The sequence below is a fragment of the Psychrobacter sp. NZS113 genome (assembly GCF_015864825.1).
In the GTDB taxonomy this organism is placed as follows: Bacteria; Pseudomonadota; Gammaproteobacteria; order Pseudomonadales; family Moraxellaceae; genus Psychrobacter.
In genome coordinates this window covers 252,314-274,024 of sequence record NZ_JADYWL010000004.1, presented here as the reverse complement: position 1 = coordinate 274,024, position 21,711 = coordinate 252,314, and the positions used below count along the sequence as shown (strand labels likewise).

17 protein-coding genes and 1 tRNA gene are annotated in these 21,711 nt (G+C 42.9%); 12 read left to right on the top strand and 6 right to left on the bottom strand.

What is annotated here, in order from left to right; all coding sequences use genetic code 11:
* The first annotated feature begins 99 nt into the window (after positions 1-99).
* Complete coding sequence (locus I6E61_RS07915) at positions 100-1,266, top strand: ABC transporter ATP-binding protein (protein ID WP_265091290.1); 1,167 nt, start codon at positions 100-102, stop codon at positions 1,264-1,266.
* Positions 1,267-1,364: 98 nt separating this feature from the next.
* Here I6E61_RS07915 and I6E61_RS07910 read toward each other — a convergent pair whose 3' ends face one another.
* Both I6E61_RS07910 and I6E61_RS07905 read right to left on the bottom strand, forming a co-directional pair.
* On the bottom strand, positions 1,365-2,228 hold the full coding sequence (locus I6E61_RS07910) for a methyltransferase (RefSeq protein ID WP_197132761.1): 864 nt from the start codon (positions 2,226-2,228) through the stop codon (positions 1,365-1,367).
* Positions 2,229-2,390: 162 nt separating this feature from the next.
* Positions 2,391-2,672 (bottom strand): hypothetical protein, encoded by a 282-nt coding sequence (locus I6E61_RS07905; RefSeq protein WP_197132758.1) that lies wholly within the window; start codon positions 2,670-2,672, stop codon positions 2,391-2,393.
* A 449-nt stretch (positions 2,673-3,121) separates the two neighbouring features.
* Between I6E61_RS07905 and gyrA the strand changes: the two genes are divergently transcribed.
* From gyrA to I6E61_RS07875, 6 genes are all read left to right on the top strand, one after another.
* Complete coding sequence (gene gyrA / locus I6E61_RS07900) at positions 3,122-5,923, top strand: DNA gyrase subunit A (protein ID WP_197132755.1); 2,802 nt, start codon at positions 3,122-3,124, stop codon at positions 5,921-5,923.
* Positions 5,924-6,125: 202 nt separating this feature from the next.
* Positions 6,126-7,196, top strand: a complete 1,071-nt coding sequence (gene rarD, locus I6E61_RS07895; protein WP_197132752.1) for an EamA family transporter RarD — start codon at positions 6,126-6,128, stop codon at positions 7,194-7,196.
* A gap of 240 nt (positions 7,197-7,436) precedes the next feature.
* Positions 7,437-8,504, top strand: coding sequence for an EamA family transporter RarD (gene rarD, locus I6E61_RS07890; protein WP_197132748.1), 1,068 nt, complete (start codon positions 7,437-7,439; stop codon positions 8,502-8,504).
* Positions 8,505-8,692: 188 nt separating this feature from the next.
* Positions 8,693-9,361, top strand: coding sequence for a glutathione S-transferase (locus tag I6E61_RS07885; RefSeq protein WP_197132733.1), 669 nt, complete (start codon positions 8,693-8,695; stop codon positions 9,359-9,361).
* Between the two features lie 92 nt (positions 9,362-9,453).
* Positions 9,454-9,705: a hypothetical protein gene (locus I6E61_RS07880; RefSeq protein WP_197132730.1), complete on the top strand. Its 252-nt coding sequence runs from the start codon at positions 9,454-9,456 to the stop codon at positions 9,703-9,705.
* 32 nt (positions 9,706-9,737) lie between these two features.
* Positions 9,738-10,883, top strand: a complete 1,146-nt coding sequence (locus I6E61_RS07875) for a ribonuclease Z (protein WP_197132727.1) — start codon at positions 9,738-9,740, stop codon at positions 10,881-10,883.
* Between the two features lie 40 nt (positions 10,884-10,923).
* On the opposite strand, the gene I6E61_RS07870 is transcribed toward I6E61_RS07875, so the two are convergent.
* Positions 10,924-11,871 carry an ATP-binding protein gene (locus tag I6E61_RS07870; RefSeq protein WP_197133206.1) on the bottom strand — a complete coding sequence of 316 codons (948 nt, stop codon included), beginning with the start codon at positions 11,869-11,871 and terminating at the stop codon, positions 10,924-10,926.
* 204 nt (positions 11,872-12,075) lie between these two features.
* Between I6E61_RS07870 and I6E61_RS07865 the strand changes: the two genes are divergently transcribed.
* The 4 genes from I6E61_RS07865 (at position 12,076) to I6E61_RS07850 (ending at position 16,247) form a co-directional block, all read left to right on the top strand.
* A complete protein-coding gene (locus I6E61_RS07865; RefSeq protein WP_197132724.1) occupies positions 12,076-13,146 on the top strand; it encodes a protein kinase in 1,071 nt (356 codons plus the stop codon).
* A gap of 168 nt (positions 13,147-13,314) precedes the next feature.
* A complete protein-coding gene (locus I6E61_RS07860; protein WP_320158580.1) occupies positions 13,315-13,875 on the top strand; it encodes a DJ-1/PfpI family protein in 561 nt (186 codons plus the stop codon).
* Positions 13,876-13,905: 30 nt separating this feature from the next.
* A complete protein-coding gene (locus I6E61_RS07855; protein ID WP_194196956.1) occupies positions 13,906-14,304 on the top strand; it encodes a ribbon-helix-helix domain-containing protein in 399 nt (132 codons plus the stop codon).
* 878 nt (positions 14,305-15,182) lie between these two features.
* Complete coding sequence (locus I6E61_RS07850) at positions 15,183-16,247, top strand: 2,3-butanediol dehydrogenase (RefSeq protein WP_197132707.1); 1,065 nt, start codon at positions 15,183-15,185, stop codon at positions 16,245-16,247.
* Positions 16,248-16,391: 144 nt separating this feature from the next.
* Here I6E61_RS07850 and I6E61_RS07845 read toward each other — a convergent pair.
* From I6E61_RS07845 to I6E61_RS07835, 3 genes are all read right to left on the bottom strand, one after another.
* Positions 16,392-16,476, bottom strand: a tRNA-Leu gene (locus tag I6E61_RS07845).
* A gap of 215 nt (positions 16,477-16,691) precedes the next feature.
* Positions 16,692-18,485, bottom strand: coding sequence for a sigma 54-interacting transcriptional regulator (locus tag I6E61_RS07840; RefSeq protein WP_197132705.1), 1,794 nt, complete (start codon positions 18,483-18,485; stop codon positions 16,692-16,694).
* Positions 18,486-18,586: 101 nt separating this feature from the next.
* On the bottom strand, positions 18,587-19,918 hold the full coding sequence (locus tag I6E61_RS07835) for a nitrogen regulation protein NR(II) (protein ID WP_197132703.1): 1,332 nt from the start codon (positions 19,916-19,918) through the stop codon (positions 18,587-18,589).
* Positions 19,919-20,051: 133 nt separating this feature from the next.
* Between I6E61_RS07835 and rimO the strand changes: the two genes are divergently transcribed.
* Complete coding sequence (rimO, locus tag I6E61_RS07830; protein ID WP_197132701.1) at positions 20,052-21,644, top strand: 30S ribosomal protein S12 methylthiotransferase RimO; 1,593 nt, start codon at positions 20,052-20,054, stop codon at positions 21,642-21,644.
* The last annotated feature ends 67 nt before the right edge of the window (positions 21,645-21,711 follow it).

Genomic DNA, 21,711 nt, shown 5'->3' with positions numbered 1-21,711 from the left:
TTTCTCTATCGCTCTACTGCTTTATCTATGGATTTTATTTACTAACTGGTACCGTCTATGCACACTGATTCAATCAAAGGCTCATCAGGCTCTCAATCAATGGATACTGAAGCAAGCACTAGTATCAATTCTTATTTTAGTGTGCAAGATTTAATCGTCGGTTATGACGATACGATTATCGTTAATGGACTGTCGCTAGTGCTACAGCAAGGCGAGATTGGTTGCTTTCTGGGTTACAGCGGTTGCGGCAAGACCACCGCATTACGCGCCATTGCAGGGTTAGAGCAAAGTCGCGGCGGTAATATTCATCTGAGTAATCAGTGTTTAACAGATATCACCGATCGTAAGTCCTATACAGTAGCGCCTGCCAAGCGTGGCATGGGGATGGTGTTTCAGGACTATGCATTATTTGGTCATCTAAGCGTGGCAAAGAACATCGCTTTTGGTCTGAACAAATGGTCTGCCGCTGATAAAAAAGCACGAGTGGCTGAAATGCTGAGCCTTGTTGAATTGACCGAGCACGCGGATAAACGTCCGAATGAGCTTTCAGGTGGACAGCAGCAGCGAGTGGCCTTAGCCCGCGCATTAGCGCCAAAGCCCAAACTCTTGCTACTTGATGAGCCGTTTTCGAATTTGGATGTGGTACTACGCGAATCATTGGCAATGAATGTCCGTGATATCCTAAAACGCACCAATACCACGGCTATTATTGTCACTCATGATCAAAATGAAGCCTTTGCATTAGCGGATAAAGTTGGGGTAATGCAAGCAGGTAAGTTGGTGCAGTGGGCGACTCCGAGCGAGCTTTATCATGAGCCAGTCAGTCCTTTCGTTGCTGAGTTCGTCGGCGAGGGCGCGATGATAGATGGCATCATCAAAGAAGGTCATGTTGAGACAGCACTGGGTAATATTTATCGCCGTATGGAAGTTCATGATGAGTCGGGTCAATCGCAGTACTGTGAATATGATTATCCAAATGGCACATTGATTAAAGTATTGGTACGCCCTGACGACATCATTCATGACGACGATAGTAAGCAGACGGCATTGGTTATCGGGCGTGTGTTTCGCGGTGCGAACTACTTGTACCGCTTACAGCTCGATGATGGGCAGACCGTACTGTCGCTAGTTGCCAGTCATCACAATCATGGCATAGGAACACGCATCGGTATTTTTCCCATGCTTGAGCATGTAGTCGTGTTTGATGAAAAGAACATCAATGCGACCACGTGGTCAGAGTACGATAGGTCAGAAGAGGCACAGTAGCAGTTAGTAGAGATTGCTCAAAAGACTCGATTTTTCGTACTTATCTCTCAAAGAAATAAGTACGAAAGCTCGGATAGATTAATGATATACGTATTAATTTAACGAGTGGCTAGTATGTGCAAATAGCGTCCCAGCCACTTGTAGGGTTCTAATTGCGAATAGCGCAGTTCCATCCGAATGACTGCTTCTGGGTCATTATGTCCGCCGCGCTTGAGTGGTGCATAGTCATGAAATACACGCAGACCACTGGTGCGCACCGTTTTATAATGATGTGTCGCCAGCCAAGACTCTACTTCTTCTTTAGCGACAGGATAATTGGGCGTTAGGCTTTTTTTGTTGTCAGCTTTGTATTCGGGATTATCAAGTAAATTAAAATTCCCCATTATCAGGTTGCGATAATCGAAGCTCTTTGGGTTATAAAAGCACAGTGACAGCGCACCATTATCTGTTAGATGCTGATCAAAAAAGCTCATGACGGCAGCGGGCTCTGCCAACCATTCAAGTAGGGCATGACAGAGTATCAAATCAAATTTATCTTTCTTATCACCGTTTAGCTTTCCTGCAAGATCTTGATACGGGCAAACATGCCATGTGATATCTAACACTTGATCACTCTTTTCCGCGCTTGCTTTTGCTTTTTCTAGCATATTCTCAGAGATATCATTGATAATCAGCGTGTGACCTTGAGCAGCAAGTTCTATCGAAATCTGAGCCAATCCTGCACCCACATCTAAGATACGTAGCGGTCGATTCAGATCTTTACTCACTTTCGCGCAATACTCAAAGATATCACGACGCAGTACTGCCAGTCGGATGTCACCTTTTAAACCACCGTAGACCTTCTTTTCAAAATGATCAGCAATGGCATCAAAGCTACGGTCAGTACGTGTGTCTGCAGATAAGTCTTCTGGTGGTATGGAGTGGCTTGAGTCAGGTTGGCTGTCTTGATTTTTAGTTGGCATAAGGTATTTAGATCAATAATTAAGAGGTTTAGAGTATAGTCAGCGAACTACTAAACCGCTACGGTGTTACCCTCCCTAGAGGTACTATATGTACAATCTGCGGTCGGCTGCCTTGTAGCTGTTTTAGATTTCTTTGACTACAAGAAAAATATTCAGTCCAATCTAGCGTTTCAAACGTCTGTTAATGACCCATTTGAAGATGATTTTCGATAAAATAATAATGACAAATACGACGATAACAAACACCCACATACCATTGCCTTGTAGGTTTTCTTGATAGGCTTTTGCCAAGTATGCTGATAAGGCCATCGCGACTAAAAGTGTGCCCCAACGGACATAAGGTACAGCACGATTGTTATGGTTAGGAAATTTAGAAACATAATCGCTCGAAAAGCTATATAGCACCATTGCTAAAATCCAAACAATTGCAAGAATGATATCCATAATAAGAGTAGCCTGTTAAGTCGTAATTTAAGTGATGTAAAAGATAAGTTAGTGTAGCGTTTAAATTTTTTTTGTCTAGAGCGTGTTTTCAATTTACTCGATAGTCATTTAAACAGGCTAAATGGGTCAAAAACAGCAAAATTAGTGAATCAAAACCTCCCTATCAGTAATATATTTTCAAAGGGTGTTGATTGCTTCAAATATTGCGGTTAATAGGCTGTTTTGCTTGATTTTAATGGTAGTCAGAACCCCCTAAATCGGCAAATTTGTGCTAAAATAGCTTCTTTATTTTACTATCAAAAATATCATCATTTTCCCAGTATTTTTCACGCTTTATAGTGTTGCTATGCCTGTTGTGTTTATTGGTTTTTACCGATACTTAATGAGGTCAATACGCTATCTATAAAGCCTGCAAAATTAATAGCGTGGATATGAGTGAAGGAGTGTATATGAGCGAGTCGGTCAGTCCTATTGGCATTGTAGATGAACTGAAGCAGTCCTATCTGGATTATGCGATGAGCGTGATTGTCTCGCGTGCGCTACCTGATGTACGTGATGGGTTCAAGCCTGTCCATCGCCGCGTGATGTATGCCATGCATGTGCTATCTAATGACTACAATAAGCCATACAAGAAATCTGCACGTGTGGTCGGTGATGTCATCGGTAAGTACCATCCGCATGGCGATAGCGCGGTATATGATGCAATCGTCCGTATGGCGCAGGATTTCAGCTTGCGTTATCCGATGGTTGATGGTCAAGGTAACTTTGGCTCGATCGATGATGATCCTCCGGCAGCCATGCGTTATACCGAAGTACGTATGACCAAACTGACTCACCAGATGCTTGCTGATTTGGACAAAGACACGGTCGATTGGGAAGACAACTACGACGGCTCTGAGCGCATGCCAAGCGTGATGCCAGCACGTATTCCTAACCTATTGGTCAATGGCGCAACGGGTATTGCTGTCGGTATGGCGACCAACATGGCACCGCATAACCTGACCGAAGTGATCAATGCTTGTTTGGCGTATGCCGAAAACCCACAAGTTTCAGCTGAAGAGTTGATGTCACATATCTCAGGTCCTGACTTTCCTACAGGCGGTATCATCTATGGCCGTGCAGGTATCTTAGATGCTTATCGCACGGGTAAAGGACGTTTGCACATCCGTGGTCGTTATCATATCGAGCCGATGAGCAATGCTGGTGTCAACCGTGATCGCGAGCGCATTGTGTTCACAGAAGTACCTTATCAAACCAATAAAGCCAAGTTGATTGAGCGTATCGCAGAATTGGTTCGTGATAAAAAAATCGAAGGCATTAGCGAAATTCGTGATGAGTCTGATAAAGACGGTATGCGTATCGCTATTGACTTGCGTCGTGGTGAGACTGCTGAAGTTATTGTTAATAACTTGTTCTTACAAACGCCACTTGAGTCTAGCTTTAGTATCAATATGGTGGCGCTTGATAATGGTCAGCCAAAGCTATTGACCTTGCGCCAGCTGATTGCTGCTTTCGTCCGCCATCGTCAAGAAGTAGTGACACGCCGTACTATTTACGAATTGAACAAAGCGCGCGTTCGTGGTCATCTGCTTGAAGGCCTAACGGTCGCACTAGCAAATATTGACGAAATTATTGCGACCATTAAAGCCTCTGCAAACCGTGGCTTAGCACGCGAAAGCTTGTTAAATAATACGTGGGGCTCAGGCAGCGTCGTTGCGATGCTTACCGCTGCTGGTAGTCAGTCTGTACGTCCTGAGTTTATCGAAGGCGAAGATCCTAAAGCGCCATTTGGTCTGATCGAAGGCGAAGAACGTTATCGCTTGTCCCTCGAGCAGGTCAATGCCATTTTAGATATGCAGTTGCATCGTCTGACGGGTCTTGAGCAAGACAAATTGACCGAAGAATATCAAGATCTATTGCGTGAAATCGCGCATTTAGAGTCTATCTTAGGTGACTTTGATAAGTTAATGGCCATTATTTCTAATGAGATGATTGAGATTCGTGATAACTTTGGTGATGAGCGTCGTACTGATATCATCGATTCACGTATGGACTTTAACCGTGAAGACCTCATTCCTGAACAGACGGTCGTGATGACAGTATCACGTACTGGTTATGCAAAAACTCAGCCGATTGACGACTATGTCGCGCAAAAACGTGGCGGTAAAGGTAAGTCTGCAACGGCAATGAAAGAAGATGATGTGATTGATCATCTGATTGTAACCTCAACGCATGCGACGGTATTGTGCTTCACTGATAGTGGGCGTGTCTTTAGCTTACGTGGCTTTGAAGTGCCTATCGCCAGTCGCGGTGCTCGTGGCCGTCCATTGGTCAATCTAATCGGCTTAAATGGTGATGAAACCGTTACAACGATACTTCCTATTCCAAAAATTGCAGAAGACGTATCAGCAACAGGCGAAATATCAGACGCAGACATCTTAATAGATAGCGATGATGATTCATTAGAGGGCAGTAACCAAGCAGAGGCGCCTTTTGTCTTCTTTGCAACGGCTAATGGTACCGTGAAGCGTGTTGAGCTCAAGCAGTTTGCGAATATTCGTTCTAATGGCTTGATTGCAGTTGGGCTAGAAGAAGGCGATAAGCTGGTAAGCGCTCGTATTACTAATGGTAGCCAAGAAGTGATGTTATTTGCTTCAAGTGGTAAAGCCATTCGCTTTGATGAGAATGATGCTCGTGCGATGGGCCGTACTGCGAAAGGCGTCCGTGGTATGCGTCTGTCTGCTGAAGAATTTATCAAGTCACTGGTCGTTATCGAAGATGATGTACGCGAAATCCTAATTGCTTGTGAAAAAGGCTTTGGTAAACGTACATTCATTGATGAGTTCAATACGCAAAATCGTGGTGGTGGCGGTGTTATCGCTATCAAGACCAGTGAGCGTAATGGTGCGCTAGTTCGTGCCACTAAGGTTGATCCTGAAGATGACATCATCCTAATCTCAGACAAAGGCACGTTAGTTCGTACGCCAGTTCAGCATGTGGCCAGTTCTGGTCGTAATACGCAAGGTGTCACGCTGATTCGTCTATCAAAAGATGAGAAACTGGTTGCCATGGCGCGTGTTGAGCACGAAGAAAGCGATGATGAGCTGGTCGATGCTATGAGAGAAGACGGTACATTTGATGTAGAAGGTCAAGAGCAAATAGACATCGATGCGGCGACTGGTAACGCAGTGCCGACCGACGTCAGTGATGTTACTGACATTGCAAATAGTGATGAATTAGACGGCGAGTAAGTATCTCAGTAGTTAGCTTTTTGATCTAGTCTTATATGATTGTTCTAGAAAAGCCTCTGACGTTATCGTCGGAGGCTTTTTTGTTTTTCTGAGGATTACTAATTTTTGAGATCTGCTGTTAGTTCTTAAGATTATATAAATCTCAGCTTCTATATTTTTTTATAAATTACGCCCATAAAGTTATATTTTTAAGGCTGTTGTTATGCTTACGACCAATCAAACCTTTCAAGGTACCCTTGCATCGATATCGTCGAGCTTTTTATTCGCGATGATGTTTTTGTTCGGGCTTTTTATGCTGCCCTTAACGGGTACACAAGTAGCGTCATGGCGTGTATTGATGATGCTATTGAGTCTGATGTTACTAGTCAGTTTTACCAAGCAGTGGCAGCATGTTTTTGACTATATAAAGACACTAAAGACATTGAAAGAATGGCTCATATTTATACTACCAGCACCGATTTTGGGTGGACAGATTTGGCTGTTTATGTGGGCACCGGTGAACGGCTTTGGTTTGGATGTGACTTTGGGTTACTTTTTATTGCCGCTAGTGATGATAGTACTGGGACGATTTTTTTATCATGAGTATATGAGCGTATTACAGTGGGCGGCAGCACTATTTGCCGCGATGGGTATTGGCTATGATATATTCCAATATGGGTCTATATCTTGGGTGACGCTGTTTGTGTGCTTGGGTTATCCGCCGTACTATCTACTGCGGCGTACACTGTCTGTGCCACCAGTGACAGGGCTACTGTTTGATTTAACACTGCTGACGCCAGTGGTACTCACCATGTTATATTTTAGTGGTGGTTTTAGTGTGGCAATACAGGATATGAAGTTTTGGTATCTATTGCCATTACTGGGTGCCTTTAGTGCGCTGGCTATGTCGCTGACGATGATTGCTAGTAGTAAATTGCCTGTTTCATTGTTTGGGGCGTTAAGCTATATAGAGCCCATGCTGTTATTTGTGTTATCGATCACAGTTCTCAGCCAAAGCCTCGAGGAAGGTGGCTCTCTCTTTATGTATGGCATGATTACACTTGCGCTACTGGTCATGATGGCTGATAGTGTCACAGGCTATATGGTTCGTCGTCGTGACGATCATTTGCATGGCTACAATGAGCCACAGATAGGAGGCTTTCCGCCACGTCGTCATTTTATCAATCAGCGTATCGATGGTGTGCTAACAGCCCATCGTTTTCGCAAGAAACGCCGCTATCAAAAAAAGCTGGTGAGAATAAAACAAAAAATCGCACAACTTGATATAAAATAACTACTTAGGTGTATCTAATTTACTCATTGTATAAGTTAAGCCAGTAGATGAACACTGGCATTGCTTATCTGTTTTGACTTTGACATAATGCCCGCCATGATGTAAGCACGATACATTCAAAGCGTTTATCTTAGATTGCGCGACGACCTTATTTGCAAAAGCCTCAGACGTTCTCGTCTGAGGCTTTTGTTTTTTTTAAAAATTGCCAAGGATGTGCACCAATCTTTAAAGGCCGCTGCCATGATGACTACTAACCAAACCTCGCAGGGTACAATCACTGCCGTGGCTGCAAACTTTTTGTACTCACTGCTGTTCTTATTTGGCTTACTACTGCAACCGTTATCAGGTACACAGGTTGCTTCGTGGCGCGTGCTGACGATGTTTTTTAGTCTAGTGCTGCTGGTCACTGTACTGAAGCAGTGGCAGCATATTTTTGATTATCTAAAAACATTAAAAAACGCGAAAGAGTGGTTTTTATTTATACTACCCACACCGATTTTAGGTGCGCAAATCTGGATATTCATGTGGGCACCCGTCAATGGCTTGGGGCTGGAAGTAACGTTAGGCTACTTCTTATATCCGATGATTATGATTGTGGTTGGTCGGTTCTTCTATAATGAAGACATGAGCCTACTCCAGTGGGTTGCCATCGGATGCGCAGGCTTCGGTATTGCTTATGATATCTTCCAATACGGTGCTATTTCTTGGGCGACGTTGTTTGTCTGCTTGGGTTACCCGCCTTATTATTTACTGCGTCGCTATCTGGCAGTGCCACCCATCACGGGTCTGATCTCAGACCTTGTGTTGCTATTACCTGTCGTGATAATCGCACTGTATATGAATGGTGGCTTTGAAGTAGCGATAACCAACCATAAGCTATGGTATCTGTTGCCTTTACTTGGCATTATTAGTACGGCTGCGATGTCATTGACGATGATAGCGAGTCAGAAATTGCCAGTCTCGTTGTTTGGTACTTTATGCTACCTTGAGCCGATATTTTTGTTTGTGTTTTCCATCGCTATTTTGGATCATAATGTCGAAGAAGGCTCGATGCTGATGTATAGCATGATTTTCATCGCATTGCTTATCATGATTGCGGATAGTGCACTTGGTTATATGGCACGCAAACGTGACGACCGACTACATGGCTACAATGAGCCACAAGTGGGTAGCTTCCCTCCACGCCGTCGTCTCAAAAATCGCCGTATCAAAGGCGTATTAGCCGCGCATCGGTTTCGCAAAATTATGAAGTATCAGCAAAAAATAGATAAGATGACACGTAAAATCGAAGCATTGCATTTAAAGTAAATCTGGCTAGTTGGCGTAGGTTGAGTCTGGCTTAGCAGGCCGTATCTTTTGGTACAACGTGGTGCGGTTTCTATGTTAAAGATGAGGTAATTACGCTATTATCAAGAGCAGTGCTGCCATATTTAGATAAATGCAGCACACCCTATATAAAACCTTATTGCTCATTCACACTATAACTAGGATAGTTTATGTTGCATCTTCATCATTTAGCAAACTCACGCTCGTTTCGTATTTTATGGCTATTAGAAGAGTTGAACGTCGATTACAACTTGACGAGCTACGAGCGTAATAAAGCATATCGCGCGCCAGAAAGTCTAAAAAAAGTACACCCACTTGGCAACGTGCCAATACTAGAAGTGAAGGATCGCGCGCTGATTGAGTCAGGGTTTATCATTGAGTATCTACTCAAGCATTATGATAAAGAGCAGCAGTTTAAACCTGCTGATGACAACGAAGCAGCATGGGAAGCTTATACTTTTTGGCTGCATTTTGCTGAGTCATCACTGATGCCACTGCTGGTAATGCGTTTGGTATTCACCAAAGTGGTTCAACAGTCCCCAATGCTGATCAAACCCATCAGTAAAAAAATCCAAGGTCAAGTCGAAAAAAACATGATCAGCAGTGGTCTAGAAAAAATGCTGTATATGATCGAGCAGCGCTTGCAAGACAATCATTGGTTTGCAGGCAGTGACTTTAGTGCGGCTGATATTCAGATGCATCTTGCGCTTGTTGGGGCTAACGCTGGTGCAGGTTTGGACAGTCGTAAATATGCCAATATTTTGAACTGGCTCAAACGTTGTGAAGAGCGTGATGCCTTTAAACGTGCAGAACAAAAGGGTGGTCGTTTGCAGTTTTAGACGAAACACATTTGCACAGTGAGAAATAACTCATTTAATAGTAAAATAAAAGGTTTTGTTTATCATAGACAAAACCTTTTTTGGGATAAAAGATGACAGATCTGAATAAATCAAATGCTTCAAATACAGATATCGCTGCTGAATCACAAATTGATAGAGCCGCTATTAATAGCCAGCAAGTCTCTATCAAATCTTGGTCGCAGAAAATTCTGGTTGTAATACTATGCGCAGCGAGCTTTTATGGTGGTTGGAAATCTTATGAGTCCAATATGGTCAATGAGTGTACGGCCAATGGTGGGCAGATGGTTGAAGCGCAAAAAACCATGATGTGCCAATTGTCATAGCAGATAAATATCATGTGTAAGGGATGTAATCTATGTTGAGGTTGACTTTTTTGGGTACCTCTGCCGGTGTGCCGACCAAACAGCGTAATGTAACCGCACTGGCGATTGAATGTCTGAATACGCATGGTACTCAGCCAAATAATCAATCACGAGCTGCTAATCAGAACAAGAAGTCACGTCCATGGCTACTAATTGACTGTGGCGAAGGTACGCAGCAGCAACTATTACATACCAAGCTCTCTTTGCATCAACTAGCCGCCATCTGTATCACTCATGTGCATGGCGATCATTGCTATGGCCTGCCAGGTCTATTGGCAAGTGCGGCGATGTCAGGACGCCGTGAGACACTGACGATTATCGCGCCACAAGCAATTGCTACTCTGCTTGAGGCTTATACGATAACCACTGAGCTATATCTACCGTTTACTGTTAATTTTATAGCGATTGAAGAGGTGCTGTCTGAGCAAGGTGATACAAACAAGGTGAACATCCGCTTGAGTGACCAGCATCAGCTTGATATTGATATCACGCCGCTATCACATCGGGTCGCATCTCATGCATTTGGTATCACGCAGACCATCCATCATCGCACGCTTGATACGGATAAACTGCTAGCGCAAGGCATTCCTGCCAGTGCACTGTGGGGTAAATTGCAGCAAGGTCACGATGTCATCACTGAAGAGGGTCAGCAGTTGTGTGCAGATGATTATGTCAATGATGACCTATCACGAACACGAGTAGTGGTGGCTGGCGATAACGATACGCCAACGTGTCTCACGGATGCACTGGTTGATACGGATCTATTGGTGCATGAAGCGACGTATACGCATGAGGTATTGACTAAGATTCAAGCCAAAAATCCAGAGTTTGATCCGATGCATAGCAGTGCGCAATTGGTAGGTGACTTTGCAGAGAAGAGCGGCATGAGTAATTTAATTTTGACGCACTTTAGCGCCCGTTATCAGGGTTTTGATAACCCTAATAGCAAGACGCCAAATATGGCATACATTCGTTTGGATGCTGAGAGCGTTTACAAAGGTAGTCTTTGGTTAGCTGCAGATTTCGACCAATATATGGTCGATGGCGCAGTTAACTCGATAAGCAATCAAGAGGGTAGTCAAGAGGGCTGTCAAAAGAAAAACCGCGTGCAGTATATAGGTTCTGCACGCAATAATTAGACATGGCTGAGCTTAGATATAATTTAGCGTTAGATATTACTTAGCGCTTACTGTCTTCAATTTCCAATTGCGTTATACCGCTCCAGTATCGACTGAACTGATATGCTACCCGTCCTGAGCGACCACCACGTTCAGAGGCCCAACGTAGCGCATCCTTTCTGATCTTGTCAGGCATAGACTGACTTTCCAAAACGGTCTTAGCATTACTATCCATATCAGCTGAGATTTTTTGCTGCTCTAAATTCAGATAATGCTGAACGATATGCAGATAAGTCTGCTGATCCATAGGGTGGAAAGTGAGTGATAAACCAAATCTATCTGACAATGACACGGTCTCATCAATGGCCTCATAAGGATTGACTTCATCCGTCTGCCCATTATAAATGTCGACATTGTCTTTCATCATTTGCGGTAGCAGGCGACGGCGATTACTGGTGGCATAGACCAGTAGTTTGTCTTGCTCAGAGTCTAGCGAGCCATCAAGCACGCTTTTTAGCGCACGATAGCTTTCGTCTTGACCGTCAAAAGCTAGGTCATCACAGTATACGATGTAGCGGCAATTACAGTCTGCTGGTAGGGCATTAATAGCAGCGCGAATCTTATCTAATACTTGCAGATCATCGCGTGCAACCTCAATAATACGCAAGCCTTCACTATGATGGGCTTGTAGCAAAGCGCGAATCAACGATGATTTACCGGCACCGCGTGTCCCAGACATTAATACGTGATTGGCAGGATAACCTTTAATAAACTGACGGGTGTTTTGTACCAGTTTCGACTTTTGCGTATCGATACCATGCAAGTCATCTAAGCTCAAAAATAGGTTGACTGATAAAGGCTGCAGGTGACCTGTACGTCCACCAACCCAGCGATAAGCAAGCTGGCTTGGGTCGATTTCGATAGTTGGTGTAACTCGCTCTTGCAAGTACTGACTGAGTAAGTCTAACAACGGTGCGGGTAGGGCATAAGTAGGCTGATTAGATGGCATGGTGGTTGGGATGGTTGATTGTGACATAGTGGCTCAAATATTTAAGGTTGTCTTTAATACCATACCCAAAAATATCATTAACGCAGCTAAAATTCTAGTGCCTACAATCTCAATGCCTACTGAGCGTAGTACTGGTAAAAATTATTCGCGCTATTATTATTTTTGGAAATGATACGAATGGGAAGGCAGTGATCTCACCATATTATGAGAAACAATACCATGGGAAATAGTGCCAGTAATTTATTTACTATACAAGCGTTGCAGAGACAATCTCAGCAACTATTGCCTATTATTACGCAAGAATTAGTCGCACAACACTTTAGTGAGATAGTACATCAACGTATTGCTCAGCAAAGCACAGAACAAACGCAAGGTGAGCATGCGCAAGTTGTCAAAACACAAGATATCAAAACGCAAAATATTGAAAATACGTCCTACCAAGGTCTGACACGCGCCCAACATCCACAGTTTGGTCAAGTTATGATTAAATGGCAGTTGAGTGCTGACGCTTATCCTATCTCTCCTGATTTAGCTCATGAAGCAGACGTTTTAGCTGCTGTAAATGCTTCATTGATAGTCAAAGATAATGCTATCGTACCGCTGCTATTAGCTCGTCATTGCGTAAACGTTCAGATACTAGAGTCGTCTCAACAGCTGGTAATCTTAGTCATGCCTTATTACTCTAATGGTAGCTTAGCAGGACAGTTGAGCGATCGAAATCAGCATTTATTGACAGCACCACAAAAACATCATTTCATCATGCAGTCTGCCTGTTTAATAGCCAATGTGCATCAAGCTGGCTGGTTGCATAATGATATTAAACCTAGCAATATTTTGCTGCATGACTCTTTCGATAGCTCCTTGCTAAATAATGCAGGTGCCAGCAGCTTAATGCCAAATTTATTATTGACTGATTTTGCCTTGTCAGAGAGGTTTAACGATCTAAAAGAAGGAAGTCCTGCTGGTACACCCGCGTATCTCGCACCTGAGCGCTGGCAAGGACAGAGTGCAACGGTGCAAAGTGATATCTACGCGTTTGGCGTAATGATGGTTGAAATACTAACAGGCACGCGTCCGTTTCAGGTAAGTGCTAACAGCAATGATAAATTAAAAGCGTGGGCGATTCAGCATTGCCAACAACCTATTCCAAAATTGCCATTAGAATATAGTCACTATCAATGTATGGTCGATAAGGCATTGGCGAAGCGGATAGAGAGACGGTATCGGAGTATGGAGGAGGTACTGATAGATTTAACATCATTAGACAATCGCTAAGTTTATGATTTTATTTTCAAAAAGTGATTGTTTGTAGTATTCACATGTTACCTAGTCGTTGTTTTTTATGTTTGAATGGATATTCAGGCTCATTTTAAGCTCAGTCACTATAAGCTAATCTGGGTTCCCATATTTCATTACAATGTTTTATTACAATACAGTGAGAATATCATGGCTAAAGTACTTATCATAACCGGTGATTTTGTTGAAGACTATGAAAACATGGTTCCGTTCCAAGCGCTACTAGCGATGGGACATGAGGTTGATGCGGTCTGCCCAGATAAAATTGCAGGTGATGGCATTGCTACCTCAATACACGATTTTGAAGGTGACCAAACTTATACCGAAAAACGCGGTCATAATTTTGTCCTTAATGCATCTTTTGCCGATATCAATGTCGCAGATTACGATGCTCTGTATTTACCAGGTGGACGTGCGCCAGAATACTTGCGTTTGAATGCTAAAGTCATTGCAATGATTCAGCATTTCGCAAATACTGATAAACCGATTGCGTCGGTTTGCCATGGTCCACAAATGCTGACGGCTGCTGGCGTATTAAAGGGTAAAAAAGTATCTGCTTATCCTGCGTGTCAGCCAGAAATAGAAATGGCTGGAGCCGAATATGTCAAGTTACCTATGGATGGCGCTATTACAGATGGCCAACTGGTAACGGCTCCTGCATGGCCTGCCCATCCAGCTATGCTGAAGCAATTTGTTGCCTTGTTATAAGCTTTAATGAGTATCGAGAGAGGATGTTATATGTGCCAATTGTTTATTAGTGCTGACGACAGCTTGTGGAGCTCTAAAACCAAATCACTTCGAATTCAGGGAGTTGTCACCTCAATTCGCTTAGAGGTATTTTTTTGGGATATATTAGAAGAGTTGTCATTTCGGGATCAAATGACGGTTAATCAGTTGATCACGAAGCTATATCTCGAATCTCTCGATGCTGATCATGATATTGGCAATTTCACCTCTTTTTTGAGAGTTTGTTGTTCTCGTTATTTATCTTTAATAGCCGATGGCGATCTTTCTCGCGAAACAAGGTTACCTTTAGAAAAAGTTGATGCAAAAAATATAATTCAACGTGAAACCCTCCGTAAAAATCAACGTAGTGCATTATTCAATGACAGTGAGAAAAATCCTTCTGTTCATTAGGGTATATCCTCAATTCAAGCGATAGTTATCTAACTGGGCTAAAAATGGCTAAATTTTGCCAAACAGCTAGGGTCTGTTGAACATTCAAATGTGGTGCTGGCAGTCACTATTTTTTAGACAATATGCAGTGAAATTTTTGACGCCTAGTCATTCTAGGTTAAACAATTTCGCCATGTATTGGCAAAAAATAGTACTGCCCCAAAGGGCTGATGCTAAAATCACTCCAAACGTTGTTGCAAGCCTAACTAAGGTCTCGACATTATCATCGGCTTGCGCCTAGTTTGGTGCAATTTTATCAATCAGCAGCTCTAATATTTGAATGTTCAACAGACCCTAGTCAATATCTCGATATTATCTACACTATTTTTCTCGTTTGACGACAATTTATCTTATTTTTATCCTCATTTCTGAAATGAGGACACACCCTAGTTATGCCTATAGCAAGTGCATGATCATATAGTCATCCCACTACAAAAGTATTACTGATAGGGCATTGGTGAAGCGTGTAGAGAGGAAATGTCAGAGTATGATGGATGTATTAACTGCCTCAAATGTTATACTGGATAGTATAAATTATTTTTTAACAGTATTTAACAATACTTAACAGTCTTGATACTTTGAAAGTTTTTCAGAGTCGGATAATGAAGTATAGGTTTTTCATTAACTCTCATTGTTAGCCTGTTTTTTTAATTATATAGTCAGTTCAATACAAAAAATAGTTAGCAAGATTGGAGTGAGTTTTTTGTCACTTCTGTCTGCATAGGCACAGCCTGAAATAAAAACTTAACTCGGTCGCGTGTCATATAAAATGCATCTATTTTGTTTAGAATTGACTATACCAATCAAGAGTATGTTGATTATAAACAAAGGAGTTTTATATGAAAGCAGCACGTTTTTATGATAAAGGTGATATTCGTATTGAAGATATTCCAGAGCCTACAGTAAAACCAGGCACAGTTGGTATTGATGTGGCATGGTGTGGTATTTGTGGTACTGATTTGCATGAGTTTATGGAAGGTCCTATCTTTATTCCGCCGTGTGGTCATCCTCATCCTATTTCAGGCGAGTCGGCACCAATTACGATGGGGCATGAGTTCTCAGGGGTTGTGTATGCCGTTGGTGAAGGTGTTAATGATATTGAAGTCGGTCAGCATGTAGTGGTCGAACCATATATTATCTCTGATGATGTACCAACAGGCCCTGGTGAAGATTATCACTTATCAAAAGACATGAACTTTATTGGTTTGGGTGGTCGTGGTGGTGGTTTGTCTGAAAAAATTGCTGTGAAAAGCCGCTGGGTACATCCTATCGCCAATAATATTCCATTAGATCAAGCTGCTTTGATTGAGCCGTTAGCTGTTGGCTATCACGCGTATATGCGTAGTGGTGCTAAAGCAGGTGATGTGGCATTGGTTGGTGGCGGTGGCCCTATTGGTCTATTATTATCTGCGGTGCTAAAAGCCAAAGGTATCACTGTAATTCTGACGGAGCTAAGTGCTAAGCGTAAAGAGAAAGCCAAAGAAAGTGGGGTTGCTGATTATATATTAGACCCTACAGAAATTGATTTAAAAAAAGAAGTCATGAGCATCACTGATAATCGCGGTGTGGATGTGGCCTTTGAATGTACTAGTGTGAATAAGGTGTTGGATTCGTTGGTTGAGCTTAGTAAACCGACTGGTGTGGTCGTGATTGTTTCTATTTGGAGCCATCCAGCTAATGTAAACGTACATAGTGTGGTGATGAAAGAGCTTGATGTACGTGGCACGATTGGCTACGTGAACAATCATAAAGATACAATCCAGCTGGTTGAAGATGGTTTGGTTAATCTTGAGCCATTTATTACTCAGCGCATCGCTTTAGATGATCTGATATCCAAAGGCTTTGAGACATTGATTCATAACAATGAATCAGCAGTAAAAATCATTGTCAATCCAAATCTATAATCGTTGTATATCGCCAGTGAGTCAGTACTATATCTTTGATATGATCCCCACTAATTAGCGGGGATTTTTTATACAAACTCCAGACACAAAAAAACCTGCTAAAAGCAGGCTTTGATATTTGGTCTAAGATGTACTATCCGAAAATGGTGGGGCTGGAGAGACTCGAACTCTCACACCTTGCGGCGCCAGAACCTAAATCTGGTGCGTCTACCAATTCCGCCACAGCCCCATTTTCGTTACTCTATCATTATTAGTGTTTAAACTCAAACACAACGTAGATAGTTAACTGATTCGGTAGTGCGTCTCAGTGGTTGGCTATTATATAGAGTTTGAATAGTTTGGCAACCCCTATTTGCAATTATTTTTAATTAATTAACGTTTTTTTTGTCTAAATATTATAAGTAATTGATATTAATATAATTTTTTATTGGGTTTTTTACGTCCTTATTCAAGATTTCTTTGCACTTCTGATGCTGTGATATCTAATTGCTGCAATTTACGGGTCAATGTATTGCGTCCCCAACCAAGTAAGTTGGCAGCAGCTATCTTTTTGCCACCGCTATGGTTGAGTGCCGCTGTCAGTAAAACACGCTCGAACTCAGGTGTCGCTGTCTGCAAAATATCCGTTTCTCCAGTTTGCAACGACTGAGTAGCCCAAACAGCCAGTGCTTGCTGCCAACTTGTCGTGTTAGAGGTCAGCTGACTTTGTGGGATATGGTTTTGGCTATTCGTATCCTCACTATATAAATCTTGTTCTAGATGGGGCTCTAGATTAGAAGGGATGTTTTCGAGCAGCTCTGGTGGCAAGTCCTCCGCCATGACGGTGTCGCCAGTCGCCATCACGGTCAACCATAGGCAGACATTTTCAAGCTGACGCACATTACCGCGCCACTCAAAAGACTGCATGATCTGTACGGCCATCGGATGTAGCTGCTTGGGTGCAGTATCCATTTGTTCGGCAGCACGCTTCATAAAGTAAGTTGCTAGTGCAGGGATGTCTTCGCGTCGTGTCCGTAATGGTGGAAGGGGTAAGCGAATCACGTTAAGGCGATAAAATAAATCCTCGCGGAATTTACCTTGCTTAACCAGCTCTTCTAAATTTTGGTGAGTAGCAGCAATGATGCGCACATTTACTTTGATGGGTTGCTGACCACCCACTCGATAAAACTCTCCATTGGCGAGTACGCGTAGCAGTCGTGTTTGAGTGCTAAACGGCATGTCACCGATTTCATCTAGAAATAATGTCCCACCATCAGCCTGTTCGAAACGCCCTGGTCGTGTCGTCGTCGCACCAGTGAAGGCGCCTTTTGCATGACCGAATAATTCAGACTCAATCAGATCATGCGGAATGGCTGCCATATTGAGTGCAATAAAAGGCTGCTGGTGACGTGGAGAATGCTGATGTAAGGCACTGGCGACCAATTCTTTTCCTGTTCCTGATTCACCTGTGATCAAAACAGTAATAGGTGAGTGTGCCAATCTGCCAATAGCACGAAACACGGTCTGCATGGCTTGTGATTGACCAATAATGCCACTAGGATTGTCATTCGTGCTAGTGTCTACTTTGACGTCAGCTTTAAGTTTGGGTTTTTTACTGACTTTGCTGACCGTATTAGCCTCATTAATAGGCTTAGATTTATTATCCGGCTTTGTCTTAATATCCGCTGTTGTATCAGCCGTTATTTTCGCTTCAGATGTATCGGATTTGGTTGCCTTACTCTCTATCACCAGATTAGGTTGGTAGTTGATCGCTTTATAGATCGTGGCAACGGCATCATCTAAGTCGAATGGTTTGGGTAGATATTCAAATGCCCCCGTTTGATAGCTATTAATAGCAGAGGTGAGGTCAGAGTGAGCAGTCATGATGACAATAGGCAGCTTAGGAAAGTGCTGATGTACCCAGTCGCTAAAGGACAACCCATCCATCATCGGCATACGAATATCAGTCAATATCACATCAGGTAACTGCGTGACCGACTCAGTTTCTTGCAATATATCATTAAGGCGTCCCCATGCTGCTTGCGCTTGGGTAAAGCTAATAACCGTCAGCCCTGCATCCTCAAAAGTATCTGCTAACACCATTCTTAATGCGGCATCATCATCGATCAGCCATAACGTTGCTGGGTCAACATTGGGATTATTATTGACTGTTACTTTTATGCTTGGTTCACTTGGCAGTGGCTCGGCTACCGTTTGATTATCGCTTTTAGGTTTGTGTTTTTCGCTATATTCAGTCATGTATTAGGCCTAATGAGCAATGAGTTGGTTCAGGATTGTAGTATCGTATTTGTGATTTAATCGTTTTTAGTAATACCTATTGTTTACACTGCAATCATTGGTTAGTGAAACGGCAGGTAAAGTGTAAAGCGTGTCTGCTGTTGGCCTTGTACCTGTGTGGAGCTGACATCAATCATACCACGATGATGGCTGATGATATCTTGCACAATAGATAATCCTAGACCAGTCCCTGCAGCACGGCTGGTTACCATTGGGAAAAATATTTGTCCAATCAATTCTGGATCAATCCCTGATCCATTATCGGTAATGTTTACTTGTAAGACTTGTTTGTGCTGGTGTCCAATAATGGTATGTTGAAAGGCGACCCGCGTTTGGATGTGTAGGGTTGGCTGGTAATCTATATAGCAGTCACTGTCAGTCTCTGAATCGGTAGATTGCAACTTTTTGGCTTCCGATAGCTCTTGCTGTTGCAGCGTTTGTTCAAACTCAGTCATGGACTCACAAGCATTATTAATCAGGTTTAAAAATACTTGAATTAATTGGTCTTTATCAGCGCATAACTCAGGCAATGATAAATCATAATCTCGCTGTAGCGTTAATTGCGGGTACTGGTTAATGACTAATGACAGTACATGCTCTAAGGGCTCGTGAATGTTCAGTGTTTGCCAGTTTGGCAGTTGATTAGAGCCGAGGAACTGTCCTACCAGATGGGCTAAGCGATCCGTCTCTGAAATAATGATATCGGTATAGCCACGTAGTTTTTCGGTGGTCTTTTGTAGTTCGTCATTGTGATTCGAAACAGAGTTTTTGCTGCCTATAGAAGTGGAAGGCTCTCTGTTAAAAGTAGCGTCATCGCTGAATTTGATAAATTTTCGTTGTAATAGTTGTGCAGCACCGCGAATGCCAGCCAGCGGGTTTTTTATCTCATGGGCAACTGAGCGTAGCATATGACGTGCCACACCATATTGCTGCTGCTGACGTTGCTCTTCTGAGATACGACTTTGGCGATCTTTGCCCCACATCTCGATGATAAAATACGTCTTCTGCTCGTAGATGAGCGGCGTCACGCTATAATCGACGGAAAACGATAAATTACCATTTAGTTGCGTATTTATGATGTGATCATGATCAATGAATGGTTGCTGATATTGTCTTGCGAGCTCAAACCTTTCAGCTAAAGAGCAGTTTTGCTCATAGACTTCGTCATTATTGATGGGAGTGCTGTCTTTGGGTTTTAACTCTTCGGGTGCGAGCAATGACAATATGGGTTGCTTGAGCAGTCTGCCACTACTGATAGCCAGTAGTTGTTCGGCTTGAGCATTTAGCCAAGTGATACAAAGATCTTCATTGACCCACAAGATGGCTGTGAACAAATGCTGTGAGATGAATGCCAAATCAGGTGTCGATTTTGCGGTTGTCAAATGGGTTGTCATGGGTCGGCGCCTACAAAAAAATACTCAATATAATATTTAACCATAAATCAACACTATAGAGCGGCAAAACTGGCGATTTTTGCAAAAAAAACGTACAATGCGCACAGCCACTTTATCTCTAGCAAGGTTAGCCATGCCCAAAACTTCTACCGAGTCGGCCAATCCGACTATTACTACCTCACCGTCAGCTTCTATCGCTCCAAAAGACACTGCCACTATTTTTAATCCTGCCAAGCCAAATATAGCGCAAGATAGTCAGGCAGATGTCAGTCAAACAGATACTAAACAACCTTACCATCATAAAGCCAATCATAACCAAAACCGTAGTGTAGCCCAAAGCAGTGATGTAACGATTGCCAATGCGACTGCTACGATGCCAGTTAGTGCAGCGCCAAAAATTGGTTTTGTATCGTTAGGTTGTCCAAAAGCCTTGGTGGATAGCGAGCGTATCATCACCGAGTTGAGCCGTGATGGTTATCAAGTAGCCAGCGACTATGAAGGTGCGGATCTGGTCGTGGTCAATACTTGCGGTTTTATTGAATCAGCAGTACAAGAGTCGCTTGATGCAATCGGTGAAGCTATTAGCAAAAACGGCAAGGTCATCGTGACGGGTTGCTTGGGTAAAGAAGCGGATAAAATCCGTGCAATGCACCCAGCTGTACTTGCCGTGACGGGCGCGCATGCCTATGACGAAGTCATTACAGCAGTTGCACAGCACGTGCCCAAGCCAAACCGTAGTAAGGATGCAAACTACGATCCTAAAATAGATTTGATCAATGAGGCGGGCATCAAATTGACCCCAAGTCATTATGCCTATCTAAAAATATCTGAAGGCTGCAACCACCGTTGTACCTTCTGCATTATTCCAAGCCTACGCGGCGATTTGGACTCACGTCCAATTGATAACGTCATGAATGAAGCATTGGCGCTGAAAAATGCTGGCGTGAAAGAATTATTAATTATCTCGCAAGACACTTCCGCTTATGGACTGGATCTAAAGTATAGGACCAGTTTTTGGAATGGTATGCCGCTGAAGTCGAAGTTCTATGACTTATGCAAAGCGTTAAATGATTTAGGTATTTGGGTACGCTTGCATTATGTCTACCCATATCCGCATGTGGACAAAGTCGTCGAACTGATGGGCGAAAAGAAACTATTGCCTTATTTAGACATTCCTTTCCAACATGCCAGTCATCGCATCCTAAAAGCAATGAAACGTCCAGCGCATAGTGAAAACACCTTGGCACGTATCAAAGCATGGCGTGAGATTTGCCCTGATATCGTTATTCGCTCAACCTTCGTTGTTGGTTTCCCTGGTGAGACAGAAGAAGATTTCCAATGCTTGCTTGATTGGTTGGTTGAAGCGCGCCTTGATCGCGTTGGCGCATTTACCTATTCAGAAGTTGAAGGTGCCGTGGCCAATGATTTGCCAGATCACGTACCTGAAGACGTTAAAAAGTCTCGTTACGAGCGTCTAATGACGCTACAACAAGATATTTCAGCGCAAAAACTACAAGAAAAAATCGGCAAAACCTTGATGGTATTGGTCGATGAGATTGATAGTGAAGAAGGTATTGCGATTTGCCGTAGCTATGCGGATGCACCTGAAATTGATGGTCACGTCTACGTTGACGACATCACTGCACAAGTCAAAGTCGGGCAGTTCTTAACCGTCACTATTGACGATGCTAGCGAATATGACTTGTTTGGCAGCTATAAAGGTTAAAATCCTAACACGATAGGCAAGTGAAAATTGCCCCACAAAGGGCAGTTTTTGCTACAATTAGCGCAAT

Coding starts and splice junctions, on each gene's coding strand:
- I6E61_RS07915 (WP_265091290.1), top strand. CDS start 100: ATGGATACTGAAGCAAGCACTAGTATCAATTCTTATTTTAGTGTGCAA.
- I6E61_RS07910 (WP_197132761.1), bottom strand. CDS start 2,228: ATGCCAACTAAAAATCAAGACAGCCAACCTGACTCAAGCCACTCCATA.
- I6E61_RS07905 (WP_197132758.1), bottom strand. CDS start 2,672: ATGGATATCATTCTTGCAATTGTTTGGATTTTAGCAATGGTGCTATAT.
- gyrA (WP_197132755.1), top strand. CDS start 3,122: ATGAGCGAGTCGGTCAGTCCTATTGGCATTGTAGATGAACTGAAGCAG.
- rarD (WP_197132752.1), top strand. CDS start 6,126: ATGCTTACGACCAATCAAACCTTTCAAGGTACCCTTGCATCGATATCG.
- rarD (WP_197132748.1), top strand. CDS start 7,437: ATGATGACTACTAACCAAACCTCGCAGGGTACAATCACTGCCGTGGCT.
- I6E61_RS07885 (WP_197132733.1), top strand. CDS start 8,693: ATGTTGCATCTTCATCATTTAGCAAACTCACGCTCGTTTCGTATTTTA.
- I6E61_RS07880 (WP_197132730.1), top strand. CDS start 9,454: ATGACAGATCTGAATAAATCAAATGCTTCAAATACAGATATCGCTGCT.
- I6E61_RS07875 (WP_197132727.1), top strand. CDS start 9,738: ATGTTGAGGTTGACTTTTTTGGGTACCTCTGCCGGTGTGCCGACCAAA.
- I6E61_RS07870 (WP_197133206.1), bottom strand. CDS start 11,871: ATGCCATCTAATCAGCCTACTTATGCCCTACCCGCACCGTTGTTAGAC.
- I6E61_RS07865 (WP_197132724.1), top strand. CDS start 12,076: ATGAGAAACAATACCATGGGAAATAGTGCCAGTAATTTATTTACTATA.
- I6E61_RS07855 (WP_194196956.1), top strand. CDS start 13,906: ATGTGCCAATTGTTTATTAGTGCTGACGACAGCTTGTGGAGCTCTAAA.
- I6E61_RS07850 (WP_197132707.1), top strand. CDS start 15,183: ATGAAAGCAGCACGTTTTTATGATAAAGGTGATATTCGTATTGAAGAT.
- I6E61_RS07840 (WP_197132705.1), bottom strand. CDS start 18,485: ATGACTGAATATAGCGAAAAACACAAACCTAAAAGCGATAATCAAACG.
- I6E61_RS07835 (WP_197132703.1), bottom strand. CDS start 19,918: ATGACAACCCATTTGACAACCGCAAAATCGACACCTGATTTGGCATTC.
- rimO (WP_197132701.1), top strand. CDS start 20,052: ATGCCCAAAACTTCTACCGAGTCGGCCAATCCGACTATTACTACCTCA.